Source organism: Massilia aurea (assembly GCF_014200505.1).
GTDB lineage: Bacteria > Pseudomonadota > Gammaproteobacteria > Burkholderiales > Burkholderiaceae_D > Telluria > Telluria aurea_B.
Map to the genome: position 1 here is coordinate 626,566 of NZ_JACHBX010000001.1, position 25,249 is coordinate 651,814.

At 60.7% G+C, this 25,249-nt stretch carries 22 protein-coding genes and 1 tRNA gene; 17 read left to right on the forward strand and 6 right to left on the reverse strand.

Annotated features, from left to right (window positions below):
- The first annotated feature begins 76 nt into the window (after positions 1 to 76).
- Positions 77 to 994: a LysR family transcriptional regulator gene (locus tag HD842_RS02670; RefSeq protein WP_183550577.1), complete on the forward strand. Its 918-nt coding sequence runs from the start codon at positions 77 to 79 to the stop codon at positions 992 to 994.
- A gap of 167 nt (positions 995 to 1,161) precedes the next feature.
- Here HD842_RS02670 and HD842_RS02675 read toward each other — a convergent pair whose 3' ends face one another.
- Both HD842_RS02675 and HD842_RS02680 read right to left on the reverse strand, forming a co-directional pair.
- Entirely contained in the window at positions 1,162 to 1,356 is a 195-nt protein-coding gene (locus HD842_RS02675; protein ID WP_183550582.1) for a YbdD/YjiX family protein, read from the reverse strand.
- Positions 1,356 to 3,422 carry a carbon starvation CstA family protein gene (locus HD842_RS02680; protein ID WP_183550585.1) on the reverse strand — a complete coding sequence of 689 codons (2,067 nt, stop codon included), beginning with the start codon at positions 3,420 to 3,422 and terminating at the stop codon, positions 1,356 to 1,358. Before HD842_RS02680 ends, HD842_RS02675 begins: the two co-directional genes overlap by 1 nt.
- A gap of 202 nt (positions 3,423 to 3,624) precedes the next feature.
- Here HD842_RS02680 and HD842_RS02685 point away from each other — a divergent pair, with 202 nt between their 5' ends.
- From HD842_RS02685 to HD842_RS24340, 11 genes are all read left to right on the forward strand, one after another.
- Positions 3,625 to 4,983, forward strand: a complete 1,359-nt coding sequence (locus tag HD842_RS02685; RefSeq protein WP_183550588.1) for a cache domain-containing protein — start codon at positions 3,625 to 3,627, stop codon at positions 4,981 to 4,983.
- A 4-nt stretch (positions 4,984 to 4,987) separates the two neighbouring features.
- Positions 4,988 to 5,620, forward strand: a complete 633-nt coding sequence (locus tag HD842_RS02690) for a response regulator (protein WP_183550591.1) — start codon at positions 4,988 to 4,990, stop codon at positions 5,618 to 5,620.
- Between the two features lie 79 nt (positions 5,621 to 5,699).
- The gene (locus tag HD842_RS02695; RefSeq protein ID WP_229424566.1) at positions 5,700 to 6,878 is read left to right on the forward strand and encodes an HDOD domain-containing protein; all 1,179 of its coding nucleotides are present in this window, start codon (positions 5,700 to 5,702) and stop codon (positions 6,876 to 6,878) included.
- Positions 6,871 to 8,931: a putative bifunctional diguanylate cyclase/phosphodiesterase gene (locus HD842_RS02700; RefSeq protein WP_183550595.1), complete on the forward strand. Its 2,061-nt coding sequence runs from the start codon at positions 6,871 to 6,873 to the stop codon at positions 8,929 to 8,931. The genes HD842_RS02695 and HD842_RS02700 overlap by 8 nt, the downstream gene beginning before the upstream one ends.
- 52 nt (positions 8,932 to 8,983) lie before the next feature.
- Positions 8,984 to 9,073 (forward strand) — tRNA-Ser (locus tag HD842_RS02705).
- 173 nt (positions 9,074 to 9,246) lie between these two features.
- Entirely contained in the window at positions 9,247 to 9,852 is a 606-nt protein-coding gene (locus tag HD842_RS02710; protein WP_183550598.1) for a type IV toxin-antitoxin system AbiEi family antitoxin domain-containing protein, read from the forward strand.
- Positions 9,849 to 10,337, forward strand: coding sequence for a nucleotidyl transferase AbiEii/AbiGii toxin family protein (locus tag HD842_RS24245; protein WP_267875150.1), 489 nt, complete (start codon positions 9,849 to 9,851; stop codon positions 10,335 to 10,337). Before HD842_RS02710 ends, HD842_RS24245 begins: the two co-directional genes overlap by 4 nt.
- A gap of 43 nt (positions 10,338 to 10,380) precedes the next feature.
- Positions 10,381 to 10,713 (forward strand): nucleotidyl transferase AbiEii/AbiGii toxin family protein, encoded by a 333-nt coding sequence (locus HD842_RS24250; protein WP_370660777.1) that lies wholly within the window; start codon positions 10,381 to 10,383, stop codon positions 10,711 to 10,713.
- Positions 10,714 to 12,027: 1,314 nt separating this feature from the next.
- A complete protein-coding gene (locus tag HD842_RS02720; protein ID WP_183550601.1) occupies positions 12,028 to 12,927 on the forward strand; it encodes a hypothetical protein in 900 nt (299 codons plus the stop codon).
- A 122-nt stretch (positions 12,928 to 13,049) separates the two neighbouring features.
- Positions 13,050 to 13,727, forward strand: coding sequence for a helix-turn-helix domain-containing protein (locus tag HD842_RS02725; protein ID WP_183550604.1), 678 nt, complete (start codon positions 13,050 to 13,052; stop codon positions 13,725 to 13,727).
- 579 nt (positions 13,728 to 14,306) lie between these two features.
- Positions 14,307 to 15,950 (forward strand): methyl-accepting chemotaxis protein, encoded by a 1,644-nt coding sequence (locus HD842_RS24340; RefSeq protein ID WP_183550607.1) that lies wholly within the window; start codon positions 14,307 to 14,309, stop codon positions 15,948 to 15,950.
- A 29-nt stretch (positions 15,951 to 15,979) separates the two neighbouring features.
- Here the strand turns inward: HD842_RS24340 and HD842_RS02735 are convergent, their stop codons facing one another.
- On the reverse strand, positions 15,980 to 17,437 hold the full coding sequence (locus HD842_RS02735; RefSeq protein WP_183550610.1) for a carboxylesterase/lipase family protein: 1,458 nt from the start codon (positions 17,435 to 17,437) through the stop codon (positions 15,980 to 15,982).
- A gap of 305 nt (positions 17,438 to 17,742) precedes the next feature.
- Here HD842_RS02735 and HD842_RS02740 point away from each other — a divergent pair, with 305 nt between their 5' ends.
- From HD842_RS02740 to HD842_RS02755, 4 genes are all read left to right on the forward strand, one after another.
- Positions 17,743 to 19,401 (forward strand): diguanylate cyclase domain-containing protein, encoded by a 1,659-nt coding sequence (locus HD842_RS02740; RefSeq protein ID WP_229424567.1) that lies wholly within the window; start codon positions 17,743 to 17,745, stop codon positions 19,399 to 19,401.
- A 55-nt stretch (positions 19,402 to 19,456) separates the two neighbouring features.
- Positions 19,457 to 20,188, forward strand: coding sequence for a helix-turn-helix domain-containing protein (locus HD842_RS02745; protein WP_183550617.1), 732 nt, complete (start codon positions 19,457 to 19,459; stop codon positions 20,186 to 20,188).
- A 130-nt stretch (positions 20,189 to 20,318) separates the two neighbouring features.
- The gene (locus HD842_RS02750; protein WP_183550620.1) at positions 20,319 to 21,296 is read left to right on the forward strand and encodes a porin; all 978 of its coding nucleotides are present in this window, start codon (positions 20,319 to 20,321) and stop codon (positions 21,294 to 21,296) included.
- 99 nt (positions 21,297 to 21,395) lie between these two features.
- On the forward strand, positions 21,396 to 21,830 hold the full coding sequence (locus tag HD842_RS02755; RefSeq protein ID WP_183550623.1) for a hypothetical protein: 435 nt from the start codon (positions 21,396 to 21,398) through the stop codon (positions 21,828 to 21,830).
- Here the strand turns inward: HD842_RS02755 and HD842_RS02760 are convergent.
- The 3 genes from HD842_RS02760 to HD842_RS02770 form a co-directional block, all read right to left on the reverse strand.
- Entirely contained in the window at positions 21,792 to 22,814 is a 1,023-nt protein-coding gene (locus HD842_RS02760; RefSeq protein WP_183550626.1) for an SDR family oxidoreductase, read from the reverse strand. The genes HD842_RS02755 and HD842_RS02760 overlap by 39 nt on opposite strands.
- A gap of 209 nt (positions 22,815 to 23,023) precedes the next feature.
- Entirely contained in the window at positions 23,024 to 24,025 is a 1,002-nt protein-coding gene (locus HD842_RS02765) for a sulfate ABC transporter substrate-binding protein (protein ID WP_183550629.1), read from the reverse strand.
- A 110-nt stretch (positions 24,026 to 24,135) separates the two neighbouring features.
- On the reverse strand, positions 24,136 to 24,348 hold the full coding sequence (locus HD842_RS02770) for a hypothetical protein (RefSeq protein ID WP_183550633.1): 213 nt from the start codon (positions 24,346 to 24,348) through the stop codon (positions 24,136 to 24,138).
- A gap of 140 nt (positions 24,349 to 24,488) precedes the next feature.
- Here HD842_RS02770 and HD842_RS02775 point away from each other — a divergent pair, with 140 nt between their 5' ends.
- Positions 24,489 to 25,238 carry a phosphatase PAP2 family protein gene (locus HD842_RS02775; protein ID WP_183550636.1) on the forward strand — a complete coding sequence of 250 codons (750 nt, stop codon included), beginning with the start codon at positions 24,489 to 24,491 and terminating at the stop codon, positions 25,236 to 25,238.
- Positions 25,239 to 25,249 lie beyond the last annotated feature (11 nt).

Consider the following 25,249-nt stretch of genomic DNA (forward strand, 5'->3'; position numbering starts at 1 on the left):
GATGCACCATTGTATTTTTTCTCGGCAGATAGATAAACTACGATTCTGGCAAATGATTTGTTCTTGAGGAAGCATGATGGCGAGAAAGTTTGATCACCTGGCTGATGTAGAGGTGTTTCTGAGCGTCGTTGAGCACGGTTCGTTCAGCGCAGCCGCGATCGTGCTGTCGACCACGCCGTCGGTGCTGAGCCGGGCCCTGTCGCGACTCGAAGCACGCCTCGGCACACAGTTATTGCGCCGGACCACGCGCAGCCTCAGCCTTACCGACGCCGGTCAGCGCTACGCCAACGAGGCCCGCGACGCCTTCGCCCGCCTCGGGCAGGCAGAGCAGGCGATGCGCAGCACGACGGCGCAACTGAGCGGCAAGGTCCGCATGAGCGTGTCCACCGGCTACGGCCAGCAGCGCCTGCCGCCCATACTGGCCGCCTACGCGCGCGCCTATCCGCTGGTCGAGCTGGACGTCGATATCACCAACCGCAATGTGGATCTGGTGGCCGAGGGCTTCGACCTGGCGATCCGCTCCGGTCCGCTGCCCAGCAGCACGATGGCGTCGCGCCAGCTGGAAGCATCGCCACTGTGCCTGCTGGCATCCCCAGCCTATCTGGAGACCGCCGGATCACTCGCGACGCTCGAGGATCTGGCACGCCAGCAATGCATCGCCTTTGTCCGGCCCAATACCGGCCGGGTGTTCCCTTGGCAGTTGCGCGATGGCGACCGCGACATCGACTGGATCCCGCCGGCGTCGGTAATGGTCTCGACCGACGCGATGGGCGTCATCTGGCTGGCCGAGCAGGGGATGGGGATCGCACTGTGTCCGCGCCTGTTTGCCGAAACCAGCCTGGCAGCGGGACAGCTGGTGGAGATATTGCCGCAGCTAAGTGGCCGCACACGCGCGTTCTCGGTCGTCTATCCGGCGCACCGTGGCCTGTCGGCAGCATCGCGCGCACTGATCGACATGCTGGTGGCGGCGCACGACAGTTCAGGCGGGATATAGAAGATCTGACTCTGCTCATGCAAATAGAAAAGGGGACGCCGTAGCGTCCCCTTTTCTATGTAGGGTGGACGGGTTTCCCGTCCACGCGTTCAAACTAACTTCGCACTGTGGCATGCGACGTCATGTCGCACGCGTGGACGGCATAGCCGCCCACCCTACGGTAGTCCTCAGCAGCACGAAGCCCGACTCCCCCCGTACCGCGCCTCCTGGCGCTCACGGAAGAACTCCTCGTACGTCATCGCCGGCTCATCCGGATGCGTACGCTCCATGTGCGCCAGGTACGTGTCGTACTCGGGCAGGCCGACCATCAGGCGCAGCGACTGCCCGAGGTAACTGCCGGCCTGCTTCAGGGTGCCGAACATCAGGTCACCTGCGGTGCGGGCATGGCGACGTACGGCGACTCTTTTGCGGTCGCGCCATTCGCCTTGCGGGCATCCATCACCGTGCGCAGGCCATAGAACAGCACGGCCAGCACGACGAAGATGAAGAAGCCGGCCAGGCTGGCGTTGACGTAGTCGTTGAAGATGATCCGTTCCATCTCGACGATCGACTTGGCCGGCGCCAGGATCGTGCCGGCGTCGTGCGCGGCCTGATACTTGTTGGCGTGCGCCACGAAGCCGATGCGCGGGTCGTCGTGGAAGATCTTCTGGTAGCCCGCCGTCAGCGTGCAGGCCAGCAGCCACACGGTCGGCAGCGCGGTGACCCACGCGTACTGGCCGCGCTTCATCTTGAACAGCACGCAGGTGCCGAGCATCAGCGCAATACCGGCCAGCATCTGGTTGGCGATGCCGAACAGCGGCCACAAGGTGTTGATGCCGCCCAGCGGATCGACCACGCCCTGGTACAGGAAGTAACCCCAGGCCGCGACGCACAGGCCCGTGGCCAGCAGATTGGCCGGCAGCGAATCGGTGCGCTTGAGCGATGGTGCGAACGCGCCCAGCAGATCCTGCAGCATGAAGCGGCCAGCGCGGGTGCCCGCGTCCACCGCGGTCAGGATGAACAGAGCCTCGAACAGGATCGCGAAGTGGTACCAGAACGCCATCATGGTCTGGCCACCGACCAGGTTCGACAGGATGTGGGCCATGCCCACTGCCAGCGTCGGTGCGCCACCAGCGCGCGAGATGATCGTGTGTTCGCCGACGTCACGGGCCATCTGCTCCAGTGCTTCCGGCGTGATCACGAAGCCCATCTGCGAGACGGCAGCGGCGGCCGATTGCGCCGTGGTGCCCAGCAGGGCGGCCGGGCTGTTCATGGCGAAGTAGACGCCCGGGTCGATGGTCGACGCGGCGATCAGCGCCATCATGGCGACAAAACTTTCCATCAGCATGCCACCGTAGCCGATGAAGCGCGCCTGCGTTTCATTTTCCAGCATCTTCGGCGTGGTGCCCGAGGCGATCAGCGCGTGGAAGCCCGACACGGCGCCGCAGGCAATCGTGATGAACAGGAACGGGAAGATGCCGCCCGACCAGACCGGGCCCGAACCATCGACGAACTTCGTCACGGCCGGCATGCGCAGATCCGGTGCGACGACCAGGATGCCGATCGCCAGCGCGAGGATGGTGCCGATCTTGAGGAAGGTCGACAGGTAGTCGCGTGGCGCCAGCAGCAGCCACACGGGAATCACGGCGGCGACAAAGCCGTAGCCGATCAGCATCCAGGTCAGTTCGGTGCCGGTGAAGGTGAACATCGGACCCCAGACTGGCGAATCGTGCACCCACTGGCCGCCGATGATGGCGAGCATCAGCAACACGAAGCCGATTAGCGAAATCTCGCCGATGCGCCCGACCCGCACATAGCGCGAGTAGATGCCCATGAACAGCGCGATCGGGATCGTGGCCATCACGGTGAAGGTGCCCCACGGCGAACCCGTAAGCGCTTTCACGACGATCAGGGCCAGCACGGCCAGGATGATCACCATGATCATGAAGGTGCCGAGCAGCGCGATCATGCCGGGGATCTCGCCCATTTCGGATTTGATCAGGTCACCCAGCGAGCGGCCATCGCGGCGCGTGGACATGAACAGCACGATGAAATCCTGCACTGCGCCGGCGAACACGACGCCGGCCAGAATCCACATCATGCCGGGCAGGTAACCCATCTGCGCGGCAAGCACGGGGCCCACCAGCGGACCGGCGCCGGCAATCGCGGCGAAGTGGTGACCGAACAAAACGTTTTTGTTGGTCGGCACGTAATCAAGGCCATCGTTGAACTTGTGGGCAGGTGTCTGGCGGGTGGCGTCGAGCCCCAGCACCTTGTTGGCGATGAACTTCGAGTAGAAGCGGTAAGCGATGAGATAGACGCAGCCGGCGGCCGCGACGATCCAGATGGCATTGATGGTTTCACCGCGTTTGAGCGCGATGTAGCCGAGCGAAAACGCGCCCAGGATGGACAAGGCGATCCATCCGAGCATGCTCGTCATTTTCTTCATTGGTGACTCCTCCGATATGGATTGATGCTTCGTACGCCAGTACATGCCGGCGCCATTCTTTACAGCATGGCAATGAGTATCTTGCACAATTATCAGGACTGCAAGCGTAACAATTACGCAGGGGCTACGTACCACTACGTAGGACGCATGCCCGTAACGCACGTAAAATGCCTTGCTTTCCCTATCAGAAGGCAGTCGGCCCATGCGGCTCAAGCAAAAAGTCATCATGCTGGCGGTCGCCCCGCTGGTCGTGGCGCTGTGCGCGATTACCCTCTACGTGCGCCAGCAAGCTGTCACTCTGGCGCAACAGCAGCGCGACACGATCGGCAGCGCCTACCTGGCCAGCAAGGAGGCCGAGCTGCGCCACTACGTCGAGCTGGCCACGCGCTCGATCGCGCACCTGACGCAGAGCGGGCGCAGCGACCCGGCCACGCAGGCCGAGGCAATCCGCATCCTGTCGTCGCTGAGCTACGGCGGCGACGGTTACTTTTTCGTGTATGACACGCGTGGCAAGAACCTCGCGCATCCGCGCCAGCCCGAACTGGTCGGCACCGACATGTGGAACTGGCGCGACTCGACCGGCTCACTCACCATCCAGCGCCTGATCGGGCTGGCACAGGGCGGCGGCGGGTTCCTGCGCTACACGTGGGCCAAGCCATCGAGCAAGACGGCGGCGCCCAAGCTCGGCTACGTGGTGCCGGTCGCGCACTGGGGCTGGGTCATGGGCACCGGCATCTACCTCGACGATGTCGAGGCGGCGCTCGAACTGGTCGAGGCCCAGCAGTCGCGCAACAGCGACCAGACGCTGCTGTGGATGGCCGTGCTGGCCACGCTGGCGACAATCGGCGTGGCCGGTGGCGGGCTGGCGCTGAACATCAGCGAAGGGCGCCTGGCCGACGCCAAGCTGCGCGCGCTGGCCCAGCGCGTGGTGGAGTCACAGGAAGAAGAGCGGGCGCGCCTGTCGCGCGACCTGCACGACGGGATCAGCCAGGCGCTGGTCTCGGTCAAGTTGCAGCTGGAGGCCGGCATCATCCGTCTCGACGGCGATGCCGGCAAGCGCGAACTGGCGCGCGCCGGCCTGGAGCGCACCGTCGAGCAGGTCAACACGGTGCTGGGCGAAGTGCGCCGCATTTCGCACGACCTGCGCCCGACGCTGCTCGACGACATGGGCCTGGCACCGGCGCTGGAATACCTGGCCCGCGAATTCGGCGAGGACGCCGGCACGCCGGTGCGCTTTCGCGCCGCCGGCGCCGTGGATGCGCTGCCCGACATGGTCGGCACGGTGCTGTTTCGCATCGCGCAAGAGGCGCTGACCAATGTCGAGCGCCACGCCCAGGCGGGCACCATCGAGCTCTCGCTCGAGCGGGTGGCCAACCGCGTCAGCCTGTCGATTGCCGACGATGGCGTGGGCTTCGACACCGATGACGTGGCCGTGCACCCGAAGCGGGGCATCGGCTTGAGGAATATGATGGAACGGATGGAAGCGATCGGCGGACGCCTGTCGGTCAATTCGACGTCCAGCGGCACCAGCGTGGTGGCCAGCATCGACTTGAAGGAGTAGGGCAGTGAACGGTGAAACGAAAGAAGTGAAGATTCTGCTGGTGGACGACCACCCTTTGGTGCGTGACGGCCTGCGCGCGCGGCTCGAGTCGGCGCCGCACCTGAACGTCGTGGCCGAAGCCGGCTCGAGCGCCGAAGCGCTCGAGCGCGCCGGCGAATACCATCCCGATTTGGTACTAATGGACGTGAACATGCGCGGCGGCAGTGGTATCGAAGCCACATTCCAGCTCACCGCGCGTTTTCCAGGTATTGCGGTCCTGATGTTGTCAATGCACGACAAACCGGAATACGTCAGTCAGGCAATGGGCGCCGGTGCCCGCGGTTACGTGCTCAAGGATGCGCCGGGCAAGGACATCGTGCTGGCCATCGACACCGTCATGGGCGGCGGTATTTATTACAGCGCCGCACTGGCGCGCCAGCTGGCCAATCCGGCCGTGCCGAGTGACCAGCTCACGGCGCGCGAGCACGAAGTGCTGGGGCATATCGCCGCCGGCCAGTCGAACAAGCAGATCGCGCGCGACCTTGATCTGTCGGTGCGCACGGTCGAAACGCACCGCCTGAACATCAAGCGCAAGCTGGGTATCGAAGGCCAGGCAGAGCTGATCCGGTTCGCGGTGCAGCGCGCCGGTGGTAACTGATGGTCAATACGGGCTGTCCGGTAGGAAACTTCGATTTGCTTTATGGCATTCGGTGCAATAAGATTGCCTGGATACTACTTTGAAACTTTCCATGGCAGAGCAGGAAACATATCCGCTGGTGGCAATCGAGCCGGTCGCGAATGCGCAAAATGAATGGGTCGCGCTCAACGTGCGCCTGGCGCCGGGCGCCGACCTGTCGCAGCGCCTGCACACCGTGTTCGGCACGCCCGACCTGTTGGCCGCCGTCGCGCCACTCGACTGCCTGCTGACGCTGGACGACCCGCTCCATTTGACCGCCGAGGTGCTGGCGCTGTTGCCCGCCGATCGCGTCGGTTTCGTGATCGACGCAAACGCGCTGGTCACCGATGGCGTGGCGCAAAAGCTCGTCGAACTGCATGCCTGCGGTTACCGCATCTGGCTGGACGGCGATATTCCCGACGGCGTCACCGCGCCGCCCGCGCTGCGCTCGGTCGCGCGCAACTGCCGCGTCGCCCCATTGCCGCCCGGACGCCTGGTGGCCCTGTTCGCCCCGCACATCGCCTACGGCGTCGATAGCGCGCGCCGCTTCTTCGGTTGCGAGATCGCCGGCTTTGACTGGTTCATCGGCGACTACGCCTACGATCCGGACATCGCGCCGTCGCCTGACGACGACGGCAGTTCGCGCCGCCGCATCCTCACGCTGCTCGGTTTGCTGGCGCGCGACGCCGACTCGTGCGAGCTCGAAGAGCAAGTCAAGCAGGATCCGGCACTGGCCTACAACCTGCTCAAACTGGTCAATTCGGCCGCGTTCACCGTCGCCACGCAAGTGACCAGCTTTGGCCAGGCGATCACGGTGCTCGGTCGGCGCCAGTTGCAGCGCTGGCTGCAACTGCTGCTGTACGCGCGCCAGCAACCGGACGGCTTGCCCAACCTGCTGCTGCCCCTGGCCGCGCGCCGCGGCGCCCAGCTCGAAGCGCTCGCGCGCCTGCAGGGCGACGACCGCGACGCGCAGGACCTGGCCTTCATGACTGGCGTGTTCTCGTTGCTCGACCGGCTGCTGCACATGCCGATGTCCGAGATCGCGGCCGAGCTCTACCTGCCCGAGGACGTCTACGGCGCGCTCGTGCATCACAGCGGCCAGCTGGGCGCGTGGCTCGAACTGGTCGACGCCAATCCGACCGAGACGGTGCTGCAGGCCGCCGGCGTGAGCCTGGAGCACTGGTGGAGCAGCCAGCTGCATGCCTACCACTGGGCGATCGAGGTAGGCCGCAATGTCTGACGTGCGCGACCTGGCCCCGACCGCCTTCGTCCAGGGCACGAGCGCCGTCTGCGACGCCGTCCTGCGCCTGCGCGGCGACGCGCTGGCCACGGAGCTGGGTCGCCTGGCGCGCATCCTGACGGGCAGCGCACAGGGCCGCTTCGTGGCCGGCCCGGGCCTGGTCGACCCCGGTCCGCCGGGCGGACGCTTGCTGCGCCATGCGGTGGCGGTGGGCCTCGAGCAATTCGGCTGGTATGAAGTGAGCGGCTTTGACGACCATGCCGGGGCCAGCGCCCACGCGCTCGCCGCGCTCGCGCAACTGACGGCGAGCCTGATGCAGATGCACTCGCTGGCGCAGCGCTCGACCCACGCCTACGCCCAGATGGAAGCGCAACTGGCACACCAGTCGCAGATCCTCGACCAGATCCACGAGTCGGTGCTGACGATGGACCAGATGGGCTATATCACCAGCTGGAACCGGGGCGCCGAACGCCTGTTCGGGTACACATCGTTCGAAGCGGTGGGCCGCAACATCCTGTTCTTGTACGCCGACGAAGACTTGGGCGACGAGGAGGGTGCGCTGCCCGACCTGTTCGCGGAGCACGGCGGACGCATGATGGAGGTGAAACGCCGCAAGAAGTCGGGCGACATCTTCTGGGCCAGCCTGTCACTCTCGCCACTGCGCGACCTGGCCGGCCGCCCGAACGGCCTGATCGCCTACCTGACCGATATCACCGAACGCAAGCAGGCCGAAGAACAGCTGCACCACCTGGCCTACTACGACGAGCTGACCGGCCTGCCAAACCGCACGCTGTTCGCGCGCCTGGTCGACCAGGCTCTGATGGTGGCGCAGCGCAACGAGACGGCCGGCTGCATCCTGTTCATCGATCTGAACCGCTTCAAGCGCATCAACGACACGCTGGGCCGGCGCATCGGCGACGAACTGCTCAAGCAGGTCGGCCAGCGCTTCAAGGCCACGCTGCGCGACGAAGACCTGGTGGCCCGCCTGTCGGGCGACGAATACGCAGTGGGCCTGGCCGACGTGCGCCAGCACTTCGAAGCCACCACGGTGGCGCAGAAACTGCAGGCCGCGCTCGACGCGCCCTTCATCATCGGCGGCCACGACCTGCGCGTGGGCGCCAGCATCGGCATCAGCGTCTACCCGCAGGACGGCAACGACGCCGAAACGCTGCTGGCGCTGGCCGACATCGCGATGGAACGGGCAAAGGGCGACGACGCCAACCCGGACCGCAGCGTCGCGTTCTACAGCCAGGACATGAACAAGGGCATGCAGGAGCGCATGCGCATCGAATCCGGCCTGCGCCATGCGCTGGGCAATGGCGAACTGGTGCTGTACTACCAGCCGAAGTTCGAAATCGCCAGCGGCCGCCTGGTGGGCGCGGAAGCGCTGGTGCGCTGGATGCATCCCGAGCGCGGCATCGTGCCGCCCGGCGAATTCATCCCGCTGGCTGAAACCACGGGCCTGATCGTCCAGGTGGGTGAGTGGGTGCTGGAAGAAGCCTGCGCGCAGGCGTCGATCTGGCAGCGCTCGGGCATCGCCCCATTCCGCGTCGCGGTGAACGTGTCGGCGCGCGAGTTCACGCCGTCGCTGCCGGAACGCGTGGCCACCACACTGCGGCGCTATCAGCTCGACCCGTCGTGGCTGGAGCTGGAGATCACCGAGAGCACGCTGATGCACGACGTGGATCGTGTGACGGCGATCATGGACCAGATCACGGCGCTGGGCGTGTCGCTGTCGCTGGACGATTTCGGGACCGGGTTCTCGAGCCTGTCGTATCTGAAGCGGTTCCCGATTCATACCTTGAAGATCGACCGGTCGTTCACAATGGGGATTCCGGCGGATGGGAGCGATTGCGCGATTGCGGGGACGATCATCAGTATGGCGCGGCAGTTGTGTTTGCGTGTGATTGCCGAAGGTGTCGAGACGCTGGACCAGCTGGCGTTCTTGCGCGGGGCAGGGTGTGATGAGGTGCAGGGGTATTTGTATGCGGCGCCGTTGCCGGCGTATGCGTTCGAGAAGGCGTTGCGGGAGAACTGGGCGTTGGTGGGGTGAGAGGACAGAACTCCCTCACGCAGCCGATGATTATGTATAATGCCGTGCAACAGGAAGCGTGGCCGAGTGGTTGAAGGCAGCAGTCTTGAAAACTGCCGACGGTGTGAGCCGTTCGTGAGTTCGAATCTCACCGCTTCCGCCAAGGATACTAAGCAAGAGCCCCACATGCTGGGGCTTTTTTTCGTCTTCTCATCGAGGGAATTTCAACGTTGCAGTTCGCAGTCCTCCTGTCCAGTCGAGTAATCATATTGAGAAGCAATGCACAATATGTCGGCAAATATGGATAAGTGCCGATCTTTTGTATAGACTGGCCACATGAGCGAATCAGCTGAACGAATTCTTGCACTTGCAAAGTCTAAAGGCATACTGCGTACACGAGATGTCGACATTGCCGGTGCACCGCGCGCGCTGCTCGCCTCGCTGGCCGACGACGGGCGGCTGCTCAAACTCGGCCGCGGGCTGTATACGCTGCCCGACCGGGCTGCGTCGGAGCACGAAAGCTTTGCTGAAGTAGCTGCACGCAGCGAAAGCGGGGTGCTGTGCCTGCTTTCCGCGCTGCGTTTTCATGATTTGACTACGCAGCAGTCGTCCGACATCTGGCTCGCCATCCCACACAAGGCCCGTGCTCCGCGCTTCGATTATCCGCCGCTCCGGATCATCCGCATGTCGGGGTTGGCAATGACCGAGGGCGTCGAGATTGTAGACGTTGGTGGTGCCCAGGTACGCGCGTTTAATGTTGCGAAGACGGTTGCTGACTGCTTCAAATTCCGCAACAAGATCGGCCTCGACGTAGCGCTCGAGGCCTTGCGTGAAGCCTGGAACGATAAACGCGCGACGATGGACGACCTGTGGTGCTATGCCGAGATCTGCCGGGTAGCGAACGTCATGCGACCGTATCTGGAAACAGTGGGGGCCGTATGAAAGCAGCGAATCGTGGCGCATCGGTGCGTGCACGGTTACTGAATCGCGCGAAGGCCGACAGGATAGACTTCAACCTGATCCTGACGCGGTATTCGCTCGAGCGGCTGTTGTACCGTTTGAGCGTCTCGTCCTGGGCCGATCAGTTTTTGCTGAAGGGCGCGCTCCTCTTCGATCTGTGGTTCGATCAGCCGCACCGGCCGACCCGTGACATCGACTTGCTTGGCTTCGGGCCGTCCGAAATTGACGACCTGGTCGAAGTTTTTCAGCAGGTCTGTGTTCAGACGTCTGACGATGGCATGGTCTTCGACCAAACTAGCGTGCAGGCAGCGCGGATTCGCAAGGACGCCAACTATGAGGGTGTGCGTGTGACGCTGACCGGCAAACTGGACGTTGCGCGTTGCGCGCTGCTTGGTGCAGATCGACATTGGCTATGGCGATGCCATTACGCCAGCGGCAGAACTCGTGTAATTTCCGGCGCTTCTTGAAGATGTCGCGCCGCCATCGCTGCGTGCCTATCCGGTATAAACCGTGATCGCCGAGAAGTACGAAGCGATCGTCAGTCTGGCTATGACCAACACACGTTTGAAAGATTATTTCGATATGTGGTTTCTTGCGACCTACGCAAAGACTGATGAGGCTGTTCTCCGTCAAGCCATCCAAGCAACATTGGCCCGCCGCCGAATTGAGGTTCCGACAGCGCTACCTCTTGGGTTGTCTGATGCTTTTGCGGCGAGTCTGATAAAACAGCAGCAGAGGCGTGCATTTCTCTCCAAAAGCAAACTCATCGCGCCAGGTTTGGAGGAGGTGTTACCTGTTCTGCGGTGCCCGTTAGGATTACCCGACAGCGGAGCGGCCGTCTAAGAGTTCATATTGGCGCTGGTATGGGTGGACTACACTGCCTAACGCGTTGATTCTTCTTTGATTCATGTGGTTGATAGCACTGAAACCTCCGCTAGCTCCGCGTAAGCCCTCCGCCTCCTCGTATCGTAGACACTGCTGAGGAGCTTCCCGTCGATTGTCATCTTTACGAACCGAATGTCGGCACAGTGCCTGATCTCGTCAATCGACCTGTCGCATAGTGAGAAAGGGATCAAATGGCTGGGTTCAATTTCGGAAAACAGGCACAGGCTCATTGCCATCATAACGTGCGACCTTAGTGTCGAGGCCGTGTCGATTTGCCGGACCTGGCCCTCTTCCATGGTTTGACCCTCTACCATGCTTGAATCGGGTGAAAACGCTTGATACGAGGCGTCTGGATATTCCAGCTTGCATAGCCGCCTTACGCGGTGCTTGCTGCATTCGATGTCTTTGGCATTGAGCAAACGCCACATTTTCACTGCGCCAGGCGCGCAGCGATGGGCTGCCTTGAGCCTGACGATTCTGCACGCGAGGCACGATTATGACTGCATACACTTGGCCGGGCCATTCCGAACGCGTAGGCAGACTGAGGCTGATAGCGAACCTACGGCAAAGCATATTTACCGGAAACTCGCTGCGGTGATCGCCGATGATTTCTCACTTCAATGGCAACTTCTTCCCCGTCATGTCAATCTCTTGGGGAAATTACCCCCTATTCAGATATCGATAAGTCCGGACCAACGCCGTGTGACACTCTGACGTGTGTTGGATTCTGTCTTTGGTAGGCATTCTTTACGTGTTATTGCATCAATGAGTGGTGAAGGAAAACTTTACGGCTTCATGGCTTCAAATCGTGATGCGGTGAGAATATGCGTATTTTTAAGAATGAGCACAATGCTATCCTATCGAGGTCGATTCGGCTGTGACCTCTACGCCCCTCACGATTCCTGATTTGGACTTCAAGTAGAGAAGGGAAAAAGGTTCAGCATTTGTAGCGTGTATTGATTGAGAAATGGGGGGAGTTGTTTCGTAAGGGACGGGAAATTTGTCAATCTGGCGGCGTATGCGCTTCTTCACATCGACGAGCTGCCCCATTGCATGCATATGATATCCAAAGTAATTCTGGCAGGTATTTTAATTTTTATTTCAGTACTCACTTTGCTTTTGATAGTACGTTTATTTCCTCTGGCGCAGTCTTTAAAATAATTTTGGAGCTTGAAGATGGCTAGCCGGATTCGGACAAATGGAGATTATTGAATTCGAATGAAGTTGTTGAAATATTAAGATTAAATTATTTTACTTTTTAAATTTCGAAATATGACTAACCATCACCAAATATCAGATGCCATAGAAGAAATAGCAAAGCATAAAAATCAGATAATAAAGAGTGTTAATGACGCATGGCTCCTGTGCGACTTCTCACTCTCTGAGCCCGAAATTATAAAAAGCTTTGTAATGGAAAAAGGTAAGGGAATTGATTTTCTAAATAAAAATGTCGCTACATTGATAAATGGAGCGCAATCCCGTTTTGTCATAAAATTTGGTGGAGTTTTTGCGCATCAGCGACCATATATAAAGCGAACTTCAAGGAATTGCCTGAAAAAGAAGGGTACGAATTCGACCGAAACATGTGAATTGGCAGACTTGCTTTGTCTGCATGTTTTTGTTGATAGCGAAAAGAATGTAATAACATCTCAAGCCAGTTTTTTTCAAGCAAAAAAATCAGAAGCTATCGATAATCAAACCCAAAGATGGTTTTACGATTTAGATAATGAATTTTCATACAAAGCGTCTGCATTTTGGGAGAGGACTTCTGCAGGCAACGCATCCAGAGCTATGCCTTCATGGGGAGAGCATAGAAGTAGTGCATTTCAGTACCTTTTGCTCCTGAGTGGCAATCCAACTGTTAGATTGAGTCCTTGGAATGTCGAGCATAAACACAAATTCGGATTTTTCCTCTACAAGTTAATAACTTTTTCTACTGGGAAAACCTACGATTATAAAGACAGGCTCGCTGGTGGCTGGTCTTCTATCGTCAACGATGTGTTGCAGATGGGGAGCAGAACAATGAAAGGTAAACCTAGAAACAGCCCCGGTTTGGATGAAGTTATTGATTATTTTAATGACTTTAGAGACCATGACAAGCAAGTCATGGATGTAAATGGTCCGGGTGTGACGATGCTTTTGTCTATTGTGCAGGACACCGATAGACAGTAGATCCAGGGCAAGATGGTAGACTAACGTGTCGGCATTGTTTACCTTGGTCAGGGTTCGGGATGTCGGATGTCGGTAAGTTCTAACTTACGGTTGAGTTAATTAAATATGGACGATTATAGAACATGAAGGCTGCAGAACTCATCTCGGCGTTATCCCAAAAACTTGGTACTACTTCGCAATCTGAACTCGCCAACGTATTAGGGATAACGGTAGGAACGCTTATTAACTGGAAAAACAGAGATGAAGATTTGAGTGCATTGCAGGTTGCATCAGCTCTCGCAAAATCTCGCTCTGCAGCAGTGCGCAAGTCCCAGTTCGATACAATTCAACCGATAGTTGAACTATATGCGATTAGTAGGTGTGAATCGCCGAAAAGTGCCGGTTGGTTGGTTTTCAATGGAGGAGTTAGTGCAAATTTATATGCAAAAGGGTTGAGAGATGCCCTTTGTGAAAGCTACGGTATATATATATTTTATGATTCTCGGGGAAGTGCATTATATGTAGGTAAAGCCAAGGAGCAGACGATATGGAAAGAAATGAATCTTGCTTATAATCGAAAGCGGGATATTCAAAAAATATCGCTCGTAAATCATCCGAACCGAAACCAAGAATTTAAGCCAGGCTACGAAAAATTGCGACAGCCGAAAGACACTCAACTTGAATTATTTGATCTGGCTTGTTATTTCAGTGCGTATCACATCGATGATGGGATGATTGATGATTTGGAAGCATTAATGGTAAGGGGTTTCATCAATGATTTACTGAATGTCCGTATCGAAACTTTTTCTCATGCTAGGTAAAAAGCGATTTTTCATGAGTATCTCGACATACTGCAAGAGCGAGTCCTGCCGCTTTGCCGACGTTTTCAGGCGACTTCTTCACGCCAGTCTGCTGACGTGGCTGAGCGTTGCCATCTCATCGCCACCATATAGCGAGCGCGCTTTGGTTACGTTGGAAACATGACTAGACATGTCGATGACGCGCGTGCGCGCAGCCATATGCCGCATTAACGCCGATGTGTGCTTTCGCTGAAGTGTGAGGGCCTGACGTTCCGGAACAGCTCGATAAGTGAATAATTTATTGCGTGGCTAGTCGGCACGGTAGTTTTGACTCAGTCTCAAGCGCAATGTTGTCAAAATTAAAAAGACACTAGACAGCATACCGTGGGTACAGCTGGGGTAAATGCGTACAGATAGCCGATAGCGCGGCGTTGGTCGCGTGATGTCGTTGGACGAGAAGGGCGGCAACACATAAGTGTCTAGGAAACAACTGTAAATATTGTCAGACGGAAAGCCATGTTTCTTGTTCGAAATCTGGCCGAGGTTTGTGGATAATCGACCTCCTCAGCGACATCGCTCGCGCCCCACTTCCCATCCATCATGAAAAACTTCAGCATCAAGCATCTGATCGCCGCCGTCATCGGCTTGCTCATCCTTGCCGTGATCACCGTCGGCGCCCTTGGCTACCACGCCACGCAGCGCTCCGTTGATCTCCTCGAAAACCTCGCGCTCACCACGGCCAACCAGCAGATCGGCATGTCCGACCTGAAAATGCGTATGGAAACCAACCGCAGCCACATCCTGCAGGCGCTGCAGCACAATCCTGAAAACAAGCACGCGTCGCTGCACAACCACCCGTTGACGTTCCACAGCGACTTCATCGCCAAGAACAGCGAAGAGATGCGCAAGGAGCAGCAGGAGCTGCAGGCGAGTCTGCGCTTCCCCGAAACGCGCGAGCGTTTTTCTGCATGGATGACGGCCAGCGACAACCTGGGCATCGACATGATCGGCAATGCCATGCGCGCGATTCAATCGGGTCAATGGGATGATGCCAACCTGATGCTCGGCAAGCAGATCAACCCGACCTACAACAAGTCGACCGAGGCATTTGCGGCACTGCAGAAGCTGATGAGCGATCGCAACATCCGCCAGGGCAAGGAACTGCACCAGGAGCTGGCCGTACTTAACACGGTCGTGATTGCCGCCATCGTCGTGGCCATTCTGCTCAGCATCGGTGCCGCGTTCTACCTGATCCGTGCGATCAATACGCCGCTGATGCAAGCCGTGGCCGTGGCACGCCGTGTGGCCGATGGCGACCTGAGTGTCCAGGCGCCGGTCAACTCGACCAATGAATTCGGTCAGCTGCTGGCGGCCCTGCGTGACATGACCGCGTCGCTGGCCGGTATCGTCAAGGATGTGCGTAGCGAAAGTGAAGTGATCGCCACGGCGTCGACCCAGATTGCCGCCGGCAATATGGACTTGTCGGCGCGTACCGAACAGCAGGCCAGCGCCATCGAAGAGACGGCCGCATCGGTCGAAGAGCTGACCAGCACCGTGCGCCAGAATGCAGAAAATGCACGCCAGGCCAATGAGCTGGCGGCCTCGGCCACGCAGATCGCCACCCGTGGTGGTACGGTCGTGACCGAAGTCGTAGGTACCATGGGCGAGATCAACGCGTCGGCCCGCAAGATCGTCGACATCATCGGCGTCATCGATGGCATCGCGTTCCAGACCAATATCCTGGCGCTCAATGCAGCAGTGGAAGCGGCGCGTGCCGGTGAGCAGGGCCGTGGCTTTGCCGTCGTCGCGAGCGAAGTGCGCAATCTGGCGCAGCGCTCGGCCAGTGCCGCCAAGGAAATCAAGGAGCTGATCGGCGACTCCGTCAGCAAGGTGGATGCGGGCACGCGCCTGGTTGACCAGGCCGGTGCAACGATGGAAGAGATCGTGCAGAGTGTGCGCCGGGTAGCGGGCATCATGGGTGAAATCAGCGTGGCCAGCGCCGAGCAGAGCTCGGGCATCGAGCAGATTCACCATGCGATCAGCCAGATGGACCAAGTGACGCAGCAGAACGCCGCCCTCGTCGAGGAAGCCGCCAGCGCGGCCACCTCGTTGCAGCAAAGCGCTGCCGGGCTGGCCGATCGCGTCAGTGTGTTCAAGGTCGCGCCGGCCGCCGTGTCAGCGCAGGTTCAGGCCGTCACGACGCGCCGCCCGAACGCAATTACGTTCCAGCCGCAACTGGCCTGATGTAAATCCGAGCGCCGAAGGCTGGCGCTTCAGCGCCGCTCGCCAGCCTTGGCGGGCGTCGGTGAAGCCGCATCGATGTCGGCGCCCCAGGCATCCTTGCCCATCACTGCGGTGCCGTTGGCGGTGAAGTCCATGATTGCGTCGGCAGCACGCGCATAGCGTTCCCACACCGGCAGTCCGGCGCCGTTCGGATCCCCGCGTTTCGCAAAATTCACCATATACGTACTCATCGCCTTGCCCATGCCAAGATCGCGTGCCGTCGCCTGCGCGCCGTACTTGATGGCCACCGTGTCGAAGAAGAACGGGATATCCGTGGCATGCCCGGCGCCAGCGCCCGGTTTTTCATTGGCCTGGTGCACGTAGGAAAAGCGGTACGCATACACGGGCGCGCCGTGCCCGGCCAGCGTGCCGGCAAGGCTGCGCGCACCGGCCACCATATACCCGGTCTTGCCGCCAATATCCGCGCTGGTTGCACCAATCATCACCGGCACCTTGTGCATGCGGCCTTCGGCAAACGCGGCGCGTGAATCGATGGCCAGCTTGCCGTCGACATATGGCCCGTGGTATGTCGGTTTGTCGCGCTGCATGAAGTTGGCCAGGTTCAAACCGTCGGCAATCGTATCGGCCGGCAGCGCCCGCAGTTTCTCCAGCGCTTTTGGATCGTCCGCGGCGATGCCCTTTTCGGCGGCGAAATTCACGCCAATGCGTTCGATGTCCGCCAGCGGCGTCGCCGCCGTGCCGCCATCGCCGCCTGACATCACGACTGCCTTGGCAAACAAGCCCTTGCTCATTGGCGAAGTCAGCAGCGTATTGACCGAGATGCCGCCCGCCGATTCACCGGCGATCGTGACATTCGCCGGATCGCCGCCAAACGCCGCCACATTGCGCTTGACCCATTCCAGCGCGGCGATCTGATCCATGAAGCCGTAGTTGCCAACCACGCCTTTCCCGCCGCTGGTGCCTGTCTCGCGCGTCAGCTGTGGATGGGCAAAGAAACCGAAGCGCCCGATGCGGTAATTGAAGCTGACGACAAGCGCGCCCTGTTTCGCCAGCTCAGCGCCGGAATAGGTTGGGGGCGACGCGCCGCCGTTGACGAAGCCGCCGCCATAGATCCAGACGATCACGGGCAATTTGTCCTTGGCATCGGCCGGCTTCCAGACGTTCAGGTACAGACAGTCTTCGCTTGGCGTCGTGCCCAGTGGCGCAGCGTCGCTGGGGAAGGGCACTTGCATGCAATCGGCCGCGTAGGCGGTAGCCTGACGCACGCCCGGCCACGGCTTGGCCGGTGCGGGTGGGCGCCAGCGCAGCGTGCCCACCGGCGGGGCGGCGAACGGGATGCCTTTCCAGCTGGCGATGCCTGCATCGGTCGAGCCTGCCACCTTGCCCGTGTCGATGGCGATCACCGGTGCGCCCGGCGACGCCGTTGCGCCAGAGGCAGCCACGATGAGCGACATGGCAAGCAGGGGAGAAAGGGAACGATGCAGCATGAATGGGCCTCTTGATTGGTGGTTGAGCAGTTGTCGGGTAATAGTACGCGACCAGCCAGCGCACCGGCAGTACCCGAGCGCAGCCAGGGTTGGGGTGCCATCGCGGCGTAAAGATGGTCAGTGGCCGCGATCTCCGTTACAGTGTTGCAATTCATCCAAAATAGCGGCCCGGAAATGTATTTCCACGGCGCATCTGAATTAATCCGAATTCACTCCCGGTTTCGGCGCTATCATGATGAGCTATTACCCGTTTGCTAATACCGCACATGCAAGGTTTGCTCTGTAGATTTCGACTGTCCACCCTGATGACCCTGGCCGTGTGCGCCACGGTGACACTGACGGTCGCTCTGCTGCTGGCGGTGGTCAACCATTTTGCGGTGCGCCAGGCCAATGCTGAAGCGCAGCTTCGCCTGCAACAGTTGTCATGGCAGATGCGCGATTCGCTTAACCGCGTGGTCGAGCAGGCCACGGGCGACGCCCGCCTGCTGGCCGCCTTGCCGCAAGTGCGCAACGCGCGCAGCCCGGCGTCCGCACGCATTGCGCTGGAAAGCTTGCAGCAGACATTCCCCGATTACGCCTGGATCGGCTTGGCTGACATCGATGGCAAGGTCACTGCCTCCACCAAAGGCCTGCTCGAAGGCGCGGACGTCAGCGCCCGGCCGTGGTTCAAGTCGGGTCAGGTGGGCGTGCGCGCTACCGATTACCATCCTGCCGTCATGCTTGAAAAGCTCATGCCCCACGGTAGCGATCCGTGGCGCTTTGTCGATGTCTCCACGCCCGTCTTCAGCCACGACGGCGAGATGTTCGCCGTGCTCGGCCTGCACCTGAGCTGGGACTGGGCACGACGCCAGGCGCGCAAGCTCCTCACGCCGGCGCTGCGCGAGTACGGCGCCGAGATCCTGGTGGTGCGCAATGACGGGACCGTCATGCTTGGCCCGCAGGAACTGGTCGAGAAAAAGATTTCAACGGAAAGCCTGCGCCGCGCCAGGCTGGGTGACACGGGCGCGCTGCGCGAGGCCTGGTCCGATGGGCGTACCTATCTCACCGGCTATAGCCAGACGGGCCAGATCGGCAACCAGGCGTCGCTGAACTGGGCGGTGCTGGTGCGCCAGGACGAAGACAAGGCGTTACAGAGCGCCAAGCTGCTGCAGCACCGGATGCTGATGTGGAGCGGCTTGCTGGGCGTGGTGCTGGCCGTGGTCGCGGCCTTGCTGGCGCAGCGCCTGGCGCGTCCGATGACGCGGCTGGGCGAAGCGATCGAGCGGGTGACGGAAGCCACTGCCAGCGGTCACGAGTTGCCGACGATTCCGCATATCCAGGGCTTCTACGAAGCCAATATGCTGTCGCGCACGATGCGCAACCTGGTCGAGAGCGAAGAGCAATACCGGCGCGCCTTGCAGCAGATGAATGAACACCTGGAATCGAAGGTGGCGCAGCGCACGGCGGAACTGCAGGCACTGCTGCTGCGCGATGTGCTGACGGGCTTGCCGAACCGGCGGGCGCTGCTTGAAACGCTGCCCGAGGCGATGGGCCGCGCCAGCCGGGGCGGGCGCCCGGCGGCGTTGCTGTTCATCGACATGGATGGCTTCAAGGCGGTCAATGACAACCACGGCCACGAAGAAGGCGACGAGCTGCTGCGCCAGTTTGGCGCGCGTCTTGCCGGCGCGATTCGCCTGACCGATATGGTCGCGCGCCTGGCGGGTGACGAATTCGTCGTCGTGCTGGAAATGCTGACCTCGCGCACCGATGCCGAGGAAACTGCCTGGAAGCTGCTCGACCGCCTGCGCGAGCCGTATGCGCTCAGCACCACCGACGTCACCGTGGGCGCCAGCATTGGCGTCGCGGTGTTTGCGCCGGGCGACAAGCCCGATCTCGATGCCTGGCTGGCGCGCGCCGACCATGCCATGTACGCCGCCAAGCGCGGCGGCAAGAATGCGGTGGCGCTGGCTGCCGTACCGATATGAGGCGCAGGCTGGCCTTCACGCCCCAAGTTGTCCTTTGCGATTGCCAGTAGCCTCCATGAACCAGATCAGTCAGATCATCGCCACCATCAAGCGTCAGCTGAAATTGCAGGGGCTGACCTACCGTGACGTTGCCGTTGCGCTCGACTTGTCCGAGCCGAGTGTCAAGCGCCTGTTCGCCAGCGAGCAATTCACCCTCGACCGCATCGTCGAAATCTGCAGCCTGCTCGGCTTCACGCTGGCCGAGATCACGCAGGAAGCCCAGGCCGGCCAGCGCCGCCTGCGTACGCTCAGCGCCGGACAGGAAGCCGAGCTGGTGTCGGATCCGAAGCTGCTGCTGGTCGCCGTCTGCGCGCTGAACCACTGGCGCATGCTCGACATCCTTGGCGCCTATGCCCTGACCGAAGCGCAATGCGTGCAGCACCTGCTGCATCTCGACCGCCTGCAACTGATTTCGCTCTTGCCCGGCAACCGCATCCGTGTGAACGTAGCGCGCGATTTCGACTGGTTGCCTGACGGGCCGATCCGGGCGTACTTTCGCGAGCAGGGCTTGCCCGAATTCGTGGCCGGCGCGTTCGGCGGGGTGGGCGAGTCGCTCGATTTTGCGCATGGCATGCTGACCGAGAGCGCGCGCGCCAAGCTGCAGCACGAGCTGCGCCAGTTGCGCAGCCGCTTTGCCCAATTGCACGACGAAAGCCTGGCCGCGCCGCTGGCGCAGCGGCGTGGTACCGGCTTGCTGCTTGCACTGCGCGAATGGGAGCCAGCAGGCTTTGCGGAGCTGCGCCGGTAGAGTATGATCGATTGCATCTGCTGCACAGTGCCGGAGCAGAAGCAGACGCTTCTGTAAAGTAATGTGAAGTAATAGACAGATGGATTCGCGGCATTTCGCGGATAGTAGGTGTCAGGGAGAGTGTGACGCCATGAAAATGTCTTTCATCGCTATGGCCGTGCTGGGTTCGAGTGCGGTGTGTGCTTCGGCGCAGGAATCGGTGGCCACCGCAAGTGGCGCCAGCAATGTTGCGATCCCTGAAACCGTGTGCGCGCATGAGTGTCTGGCCCAGCTCCAGTTGGGCACGCGCGCCGATGGCGTGAATGCGCCCGCCGGCAATGCCATCTTCACCCGCGAGTCTGCCGCCGAGCCCGAGCCAGCCACCGGCCGCGTCGGCGCCGGTACGCTGACCGTCGGCCGGCAATTCAATATCGACTACACGACGCTCAATGACGTGGGCGACCCGTTCCACGGTGGTCTGGCCGCCCAGGCTGCGCCACGTGGCGAACGTGCTGACGACAGCGTCGCTTACGAAGGCAAGCTTGCCGGTGTGTCGACCGGCGCCAAGTGGGGCAAGGGCGACGTCGACGGTTCGCCCTCGGGCCGCGCCTGGGGCATGTCGGTTGGCGTCAATCTCGGGCCACTGACGATTCGCGCGGCCCATCAGAACCGCAACGTGGCCAAGGTCACGCGCTACGACCAGGTCGATATCACCATGGCCGCCAAGAATTCCATCGTTGCCGCCAATATGCGCTTCGACTGGGGCACGGCGTACGCCGCCTACAGTGCCAGCCGCGGCTGGGGCAGCTCGCCGCTGTTCAATCCCGATAATCCCTACAGTGCGGGCGTGGCCGCCACGCGTTCCACCAACAGCCGCGATGTGCTGGCCGGTGTGGCCGTGCCCATGAGCCACTCGACCACGCTGCTGGCCTCCTACATCCGGCGCAACGACCGCGACCTCTCCAACCGCGATGCGCGCCAGGTCGCCGTCGGCGCCAGCTACGCTGTCTCGCGCCGCATGGATTTCTACGCTGCGTACTCGCGTATCCAGCATCTGGCCGGTGTGAATCTGGGCGTCAAGCCGGGCAACGGCTCGTCGCTCAACGTCGGGATGCGGCGCGCGTTCTGATCACAGCGTGCCCGTTCGCGCGCCGGCCCTGCGTTGCGACAGGAATCGGCAAAATTCAGTAATGTGTCTCCATGGTTCATTAACTATTGAGGAGACCTTATGACTGGCACCAGCACACTTGATCCGGATAACTTCCCTGAAGCACCAGACCGCAGCCTGGGCAAGGGCCATGGCGTCGACGCACTCGGCCCGAGCGACTTGTCGGACACCGGCAGCGATGTCGTGGGCGGCCCTGGCTTTGCCAGCAATATCGATCCTGAGCAGACGCTCGACTTCGACGGCGGCACCACGTCCGACCTCGAAGCCGGTCATGCAGGTGAAACGGCCGGTCCAGATGTCGGCGACGCCGATTTCTCGGGCGACAGCGACCGCAGCGGCACGGGTGAACGCGCCGCAGCCGGGCGCGATGCGGTTGTCAGGGATGGCGCCGACATCGACACCGACCGCATCGAGTCGATCCCCGATCTGCCACTGACCGAGGATGACACTGACTTCTTAACGAGTCTTCCGCCGGGTCAGGACGTAAGCCGCTAACAGCGCGCCGCTGCCCAATAGGGCAGCGTTGATATATTTCGAGCGCAGCGCTGCCGCCGTGTATTCGCTGTGCTCGATGACGTGATGTGGCGAGCCCTGGCGCTCACGCAGTTCACGCGTGTAGTCAGGCTTGTGCAGGGCGTCGCGCCGGCTTGGGTCGGTGTCGACGTCCAGCTTCTGGTTCACGAACATCGTCGCCTGCAGGAATTTATCGAACACACGCGGCAGCAGGCGCGCGCCCGTCGAATTCATCTTGGCCGCACCGCCGACGAACACGTCGCGCTTCGGATGCTGGGCTGCATACAAGATCGCATCAGCAACGATTTCTGGCGCGTAGACTGGTGCTGGCAGCTTCGGTTCCTTGTCCATATAGTTTTTCGCGTGCACTGCAAACATGGTGTCGATCCCGGTCGGCTTGATCAGCGTGACCGACATCGGTGCGCCTTCCTTGTCCAGTTCGATGCGCAGCGCATCCGTGAAGCCCTTCACGGCGTGCTTGGACGCCGCGTACATCCCTTGCAGCGGAATCGCATGGTCCGACAGTTCGCTGCCCAGGTTGATCAGCGCGCCGCCGCCGCGCAGCTTCATGCGCTTGACTGCTTCCATCGAGCCATTGACTACACCCCAGAAGTTGGTCTGGAACAGGCGGTGGTGGTCTTCGGGCGCCACATCTTCCATCCGGCCAAAGATCGAGATACCCGCATTGTTGATCCAGGTGTCGATACGGCCGAAGCGTTCGATGGCGGCGTCGCCAATGCGCGCCACATCGTCGATATTGCCCACGTCCGCCGTGACGGTGACGACCTCGGCGCCGTTCGTGGTCAGTTCTTCAGCCAGGTGGGCGAGGGCGTCGTCGGCGCGTGCCGCCAGCACCAGCTTGGCGCCACGTTCAGCAGCCATGCGCGCCGTGGTCAGGCCGATGCCGCTGGTGGCGCCCGTGATGACGATGACTTGCTCATTGATTTTCTTCAGTTTGACTGACATGGATGATCCTTTTTTCTTTGATTTGGTCGAGGAAGGTGTTAGTGAAATGATCACTTCGTGTTGCATAGTGATATTTCAAGAGAAAACGTGGCGCGCGGGTGACGTGACGGGGCAGGCAGTCGCCCGATAACGAAAAACGCCGTTCCCACACGATGCGGGAACGGCGTTTTACGAGAACTGCGCGGGCGCAGGCGCGGGTAGGCGACAGGTTATTTCTTGGAGTAAATCTGATCGAACAAACCGCCATCGGCAAAGTGGGTTTTCTGCGCCGCGGTCCAGCCGCCGAAATCACTGATCTGGAACAGCTTAATCTGCGGGAACTGCGACGCGTATTTCTTGGCGAACTTCTCGACCGAAGGGCGGTAGTAGTTCTTGGCGATGATGTCCTGGCCCTGGTCGCCGTACAAAAATTCGAGGTAAGCCTGCGCGACCGGCCGCGTGCCGCGCTTGTCGACGGTCTTGTCGACCACGGCCACTGGCGGCTCGGCCAGGATGCTGACCGACGGTGCGACGATCTCGAACTTGTCCGGGCCGAGTTCACGCAGCGCCAGCAGCGCCTCGTTTTCCCAGGCCAGCAGCACGTCGCCGATGCCACGCTCGACGAAGGTCGTGGTGGCGCCGCGGGCGCCGGAATCGAGTACCGGCACGTTCTTGTACAGGCGCGCCAGGTAATCACGCGCTTTGGCGTCGGTGCCGCCCGGCTGGCGCAGCGCGTAGCCGTAGGCCGCCAGGTGGTTCCAGCGCGCGCCGCCAGATGTCTTCGGATTCGGCGTGATCACCGAAACGCCCGGCTTGACGAGGTCGCCCCAGTCGCGGATCTGTTTTGGATTGCCCTTGCGCACCAGGAACACGATGGTCGACGTGTACGGCGCGCTGCGGTATTTGAGTTTTTGTTCCCAGCCCGGATTGATCAGGCCCTTGTCGCGGATGGCGTCGATGTCGTACGCCAGCGCGAGGGTGACGACGTCGGCCTGCAGGCCGTCGATCACCGAGCGCGCCTGCTTGCCCGAGCCGCCGTGCGACTGCTTGATCGTGACGTTATCGCCCGTCTTTGCTTTCCAGTGCTTGGCAAATGCCGCATCGAACTCGTGGTACAGCTCGCGCGTCGGATCATACGATACGTTGAGCAGGCTGATGTCGGCGGCAAATGCCGGCGCGTGCGCCAGAAGGGTCAGGGCTGCCAGCGAGCTGATGAAGGTTTTGCGAAGCATCGAATGTCTTTCTATAGGTTAGAGACAGTAGCGTACGGTCTCGAGCTATAGAGAGAAAACGAATAAATTCAAGCAACCTTATACGATTTCTGCGCCGGCACAGGTGCGGCTCAGTTTGCCTTCGACAGGATGACCAGCCAGCGGCGGAACAGCAGGATCTCAACGTGGCCGGCTTCAACGCCCGTATCGCACTCGATGACCGGATTCACGGCGTAGAAACGCTTGCGGAAGTCGCGGGTCACCAGGATTTCGCGACGGCCAATGCGGACCATGAAAGGGGTCGGGGCGTGTTCCATACCAAAAGAGCTATTGAGCGTGGTCATGTTCGTTTCCTCGTATCGAGTGGTTATGCAGTGAAGTAAGAATACCATAACTACTGTATGAATCAACAGTTACTGTTCGGGCATACAGTAGTTTTTGCTGTGTGTGGTATTTTCGCCAAGTCAGTCATAATCGCGTCATCATGACCAAAACACTGCCTCGCCTCCAGCGCTTTGCCGCCAACCGCTTCTCTGCCGAGGGCGAATACGGGCTGCACCTGACCATCGGCGTGGCGCTGCTGCTCGCTGCGATGGCGGTGTTCGCCCAGCTTGCCGGCGCCGTCGTGGCTGGCGCGCCAATTACCCAGTTCGACGCCGAGATCGCGAACTGGCTGCACCTGCACGCGCGCCAGGGTGGCCTGTTGCGCGATGTGCTCCTGTTCATCACCCACATCCACAGCACGCCGGGCATCCTCGTCATGGCGTTCTGCGCGGCGCTGTGGCTGTATCGCAGCGGTCACCGTTACTGGACGATGGCAGTCATCGCCAGCGTGCCGGGTGGCATGCTGCTCAATGTCGCGCTCAAGCACACGTTCGAACGTGCCCGGCCGCACTTCGACGAGCCGATCGTCACCTTGACCACTTATAGTTTCCCCAGCGGCCACACGATGGCCGCCACCGTGCTGTATGGCGTGCTGGCCTGTTATTTCTCGCGCCGCGCCCGGACATGGCCGGGCAGGGTGCTGCCCTTCGTGCTGGCGGCCCTGATGATTGGCACCGTGGCGTTTTCGCGCATGTATCTCGGCGCGCACTATCTCACCGACATCCTCGCTGCACTGACGGAAGGCTGCGGCTGGCTCGCGATCTGCATCAGCGGCACTGCTACCCTCAATCGCCGCCGCAGGGCGCGTGAACGGCGCCAGTCCGGCGCGGCCTCACCCCAAGAAATGTAAGGAGTTTTTCG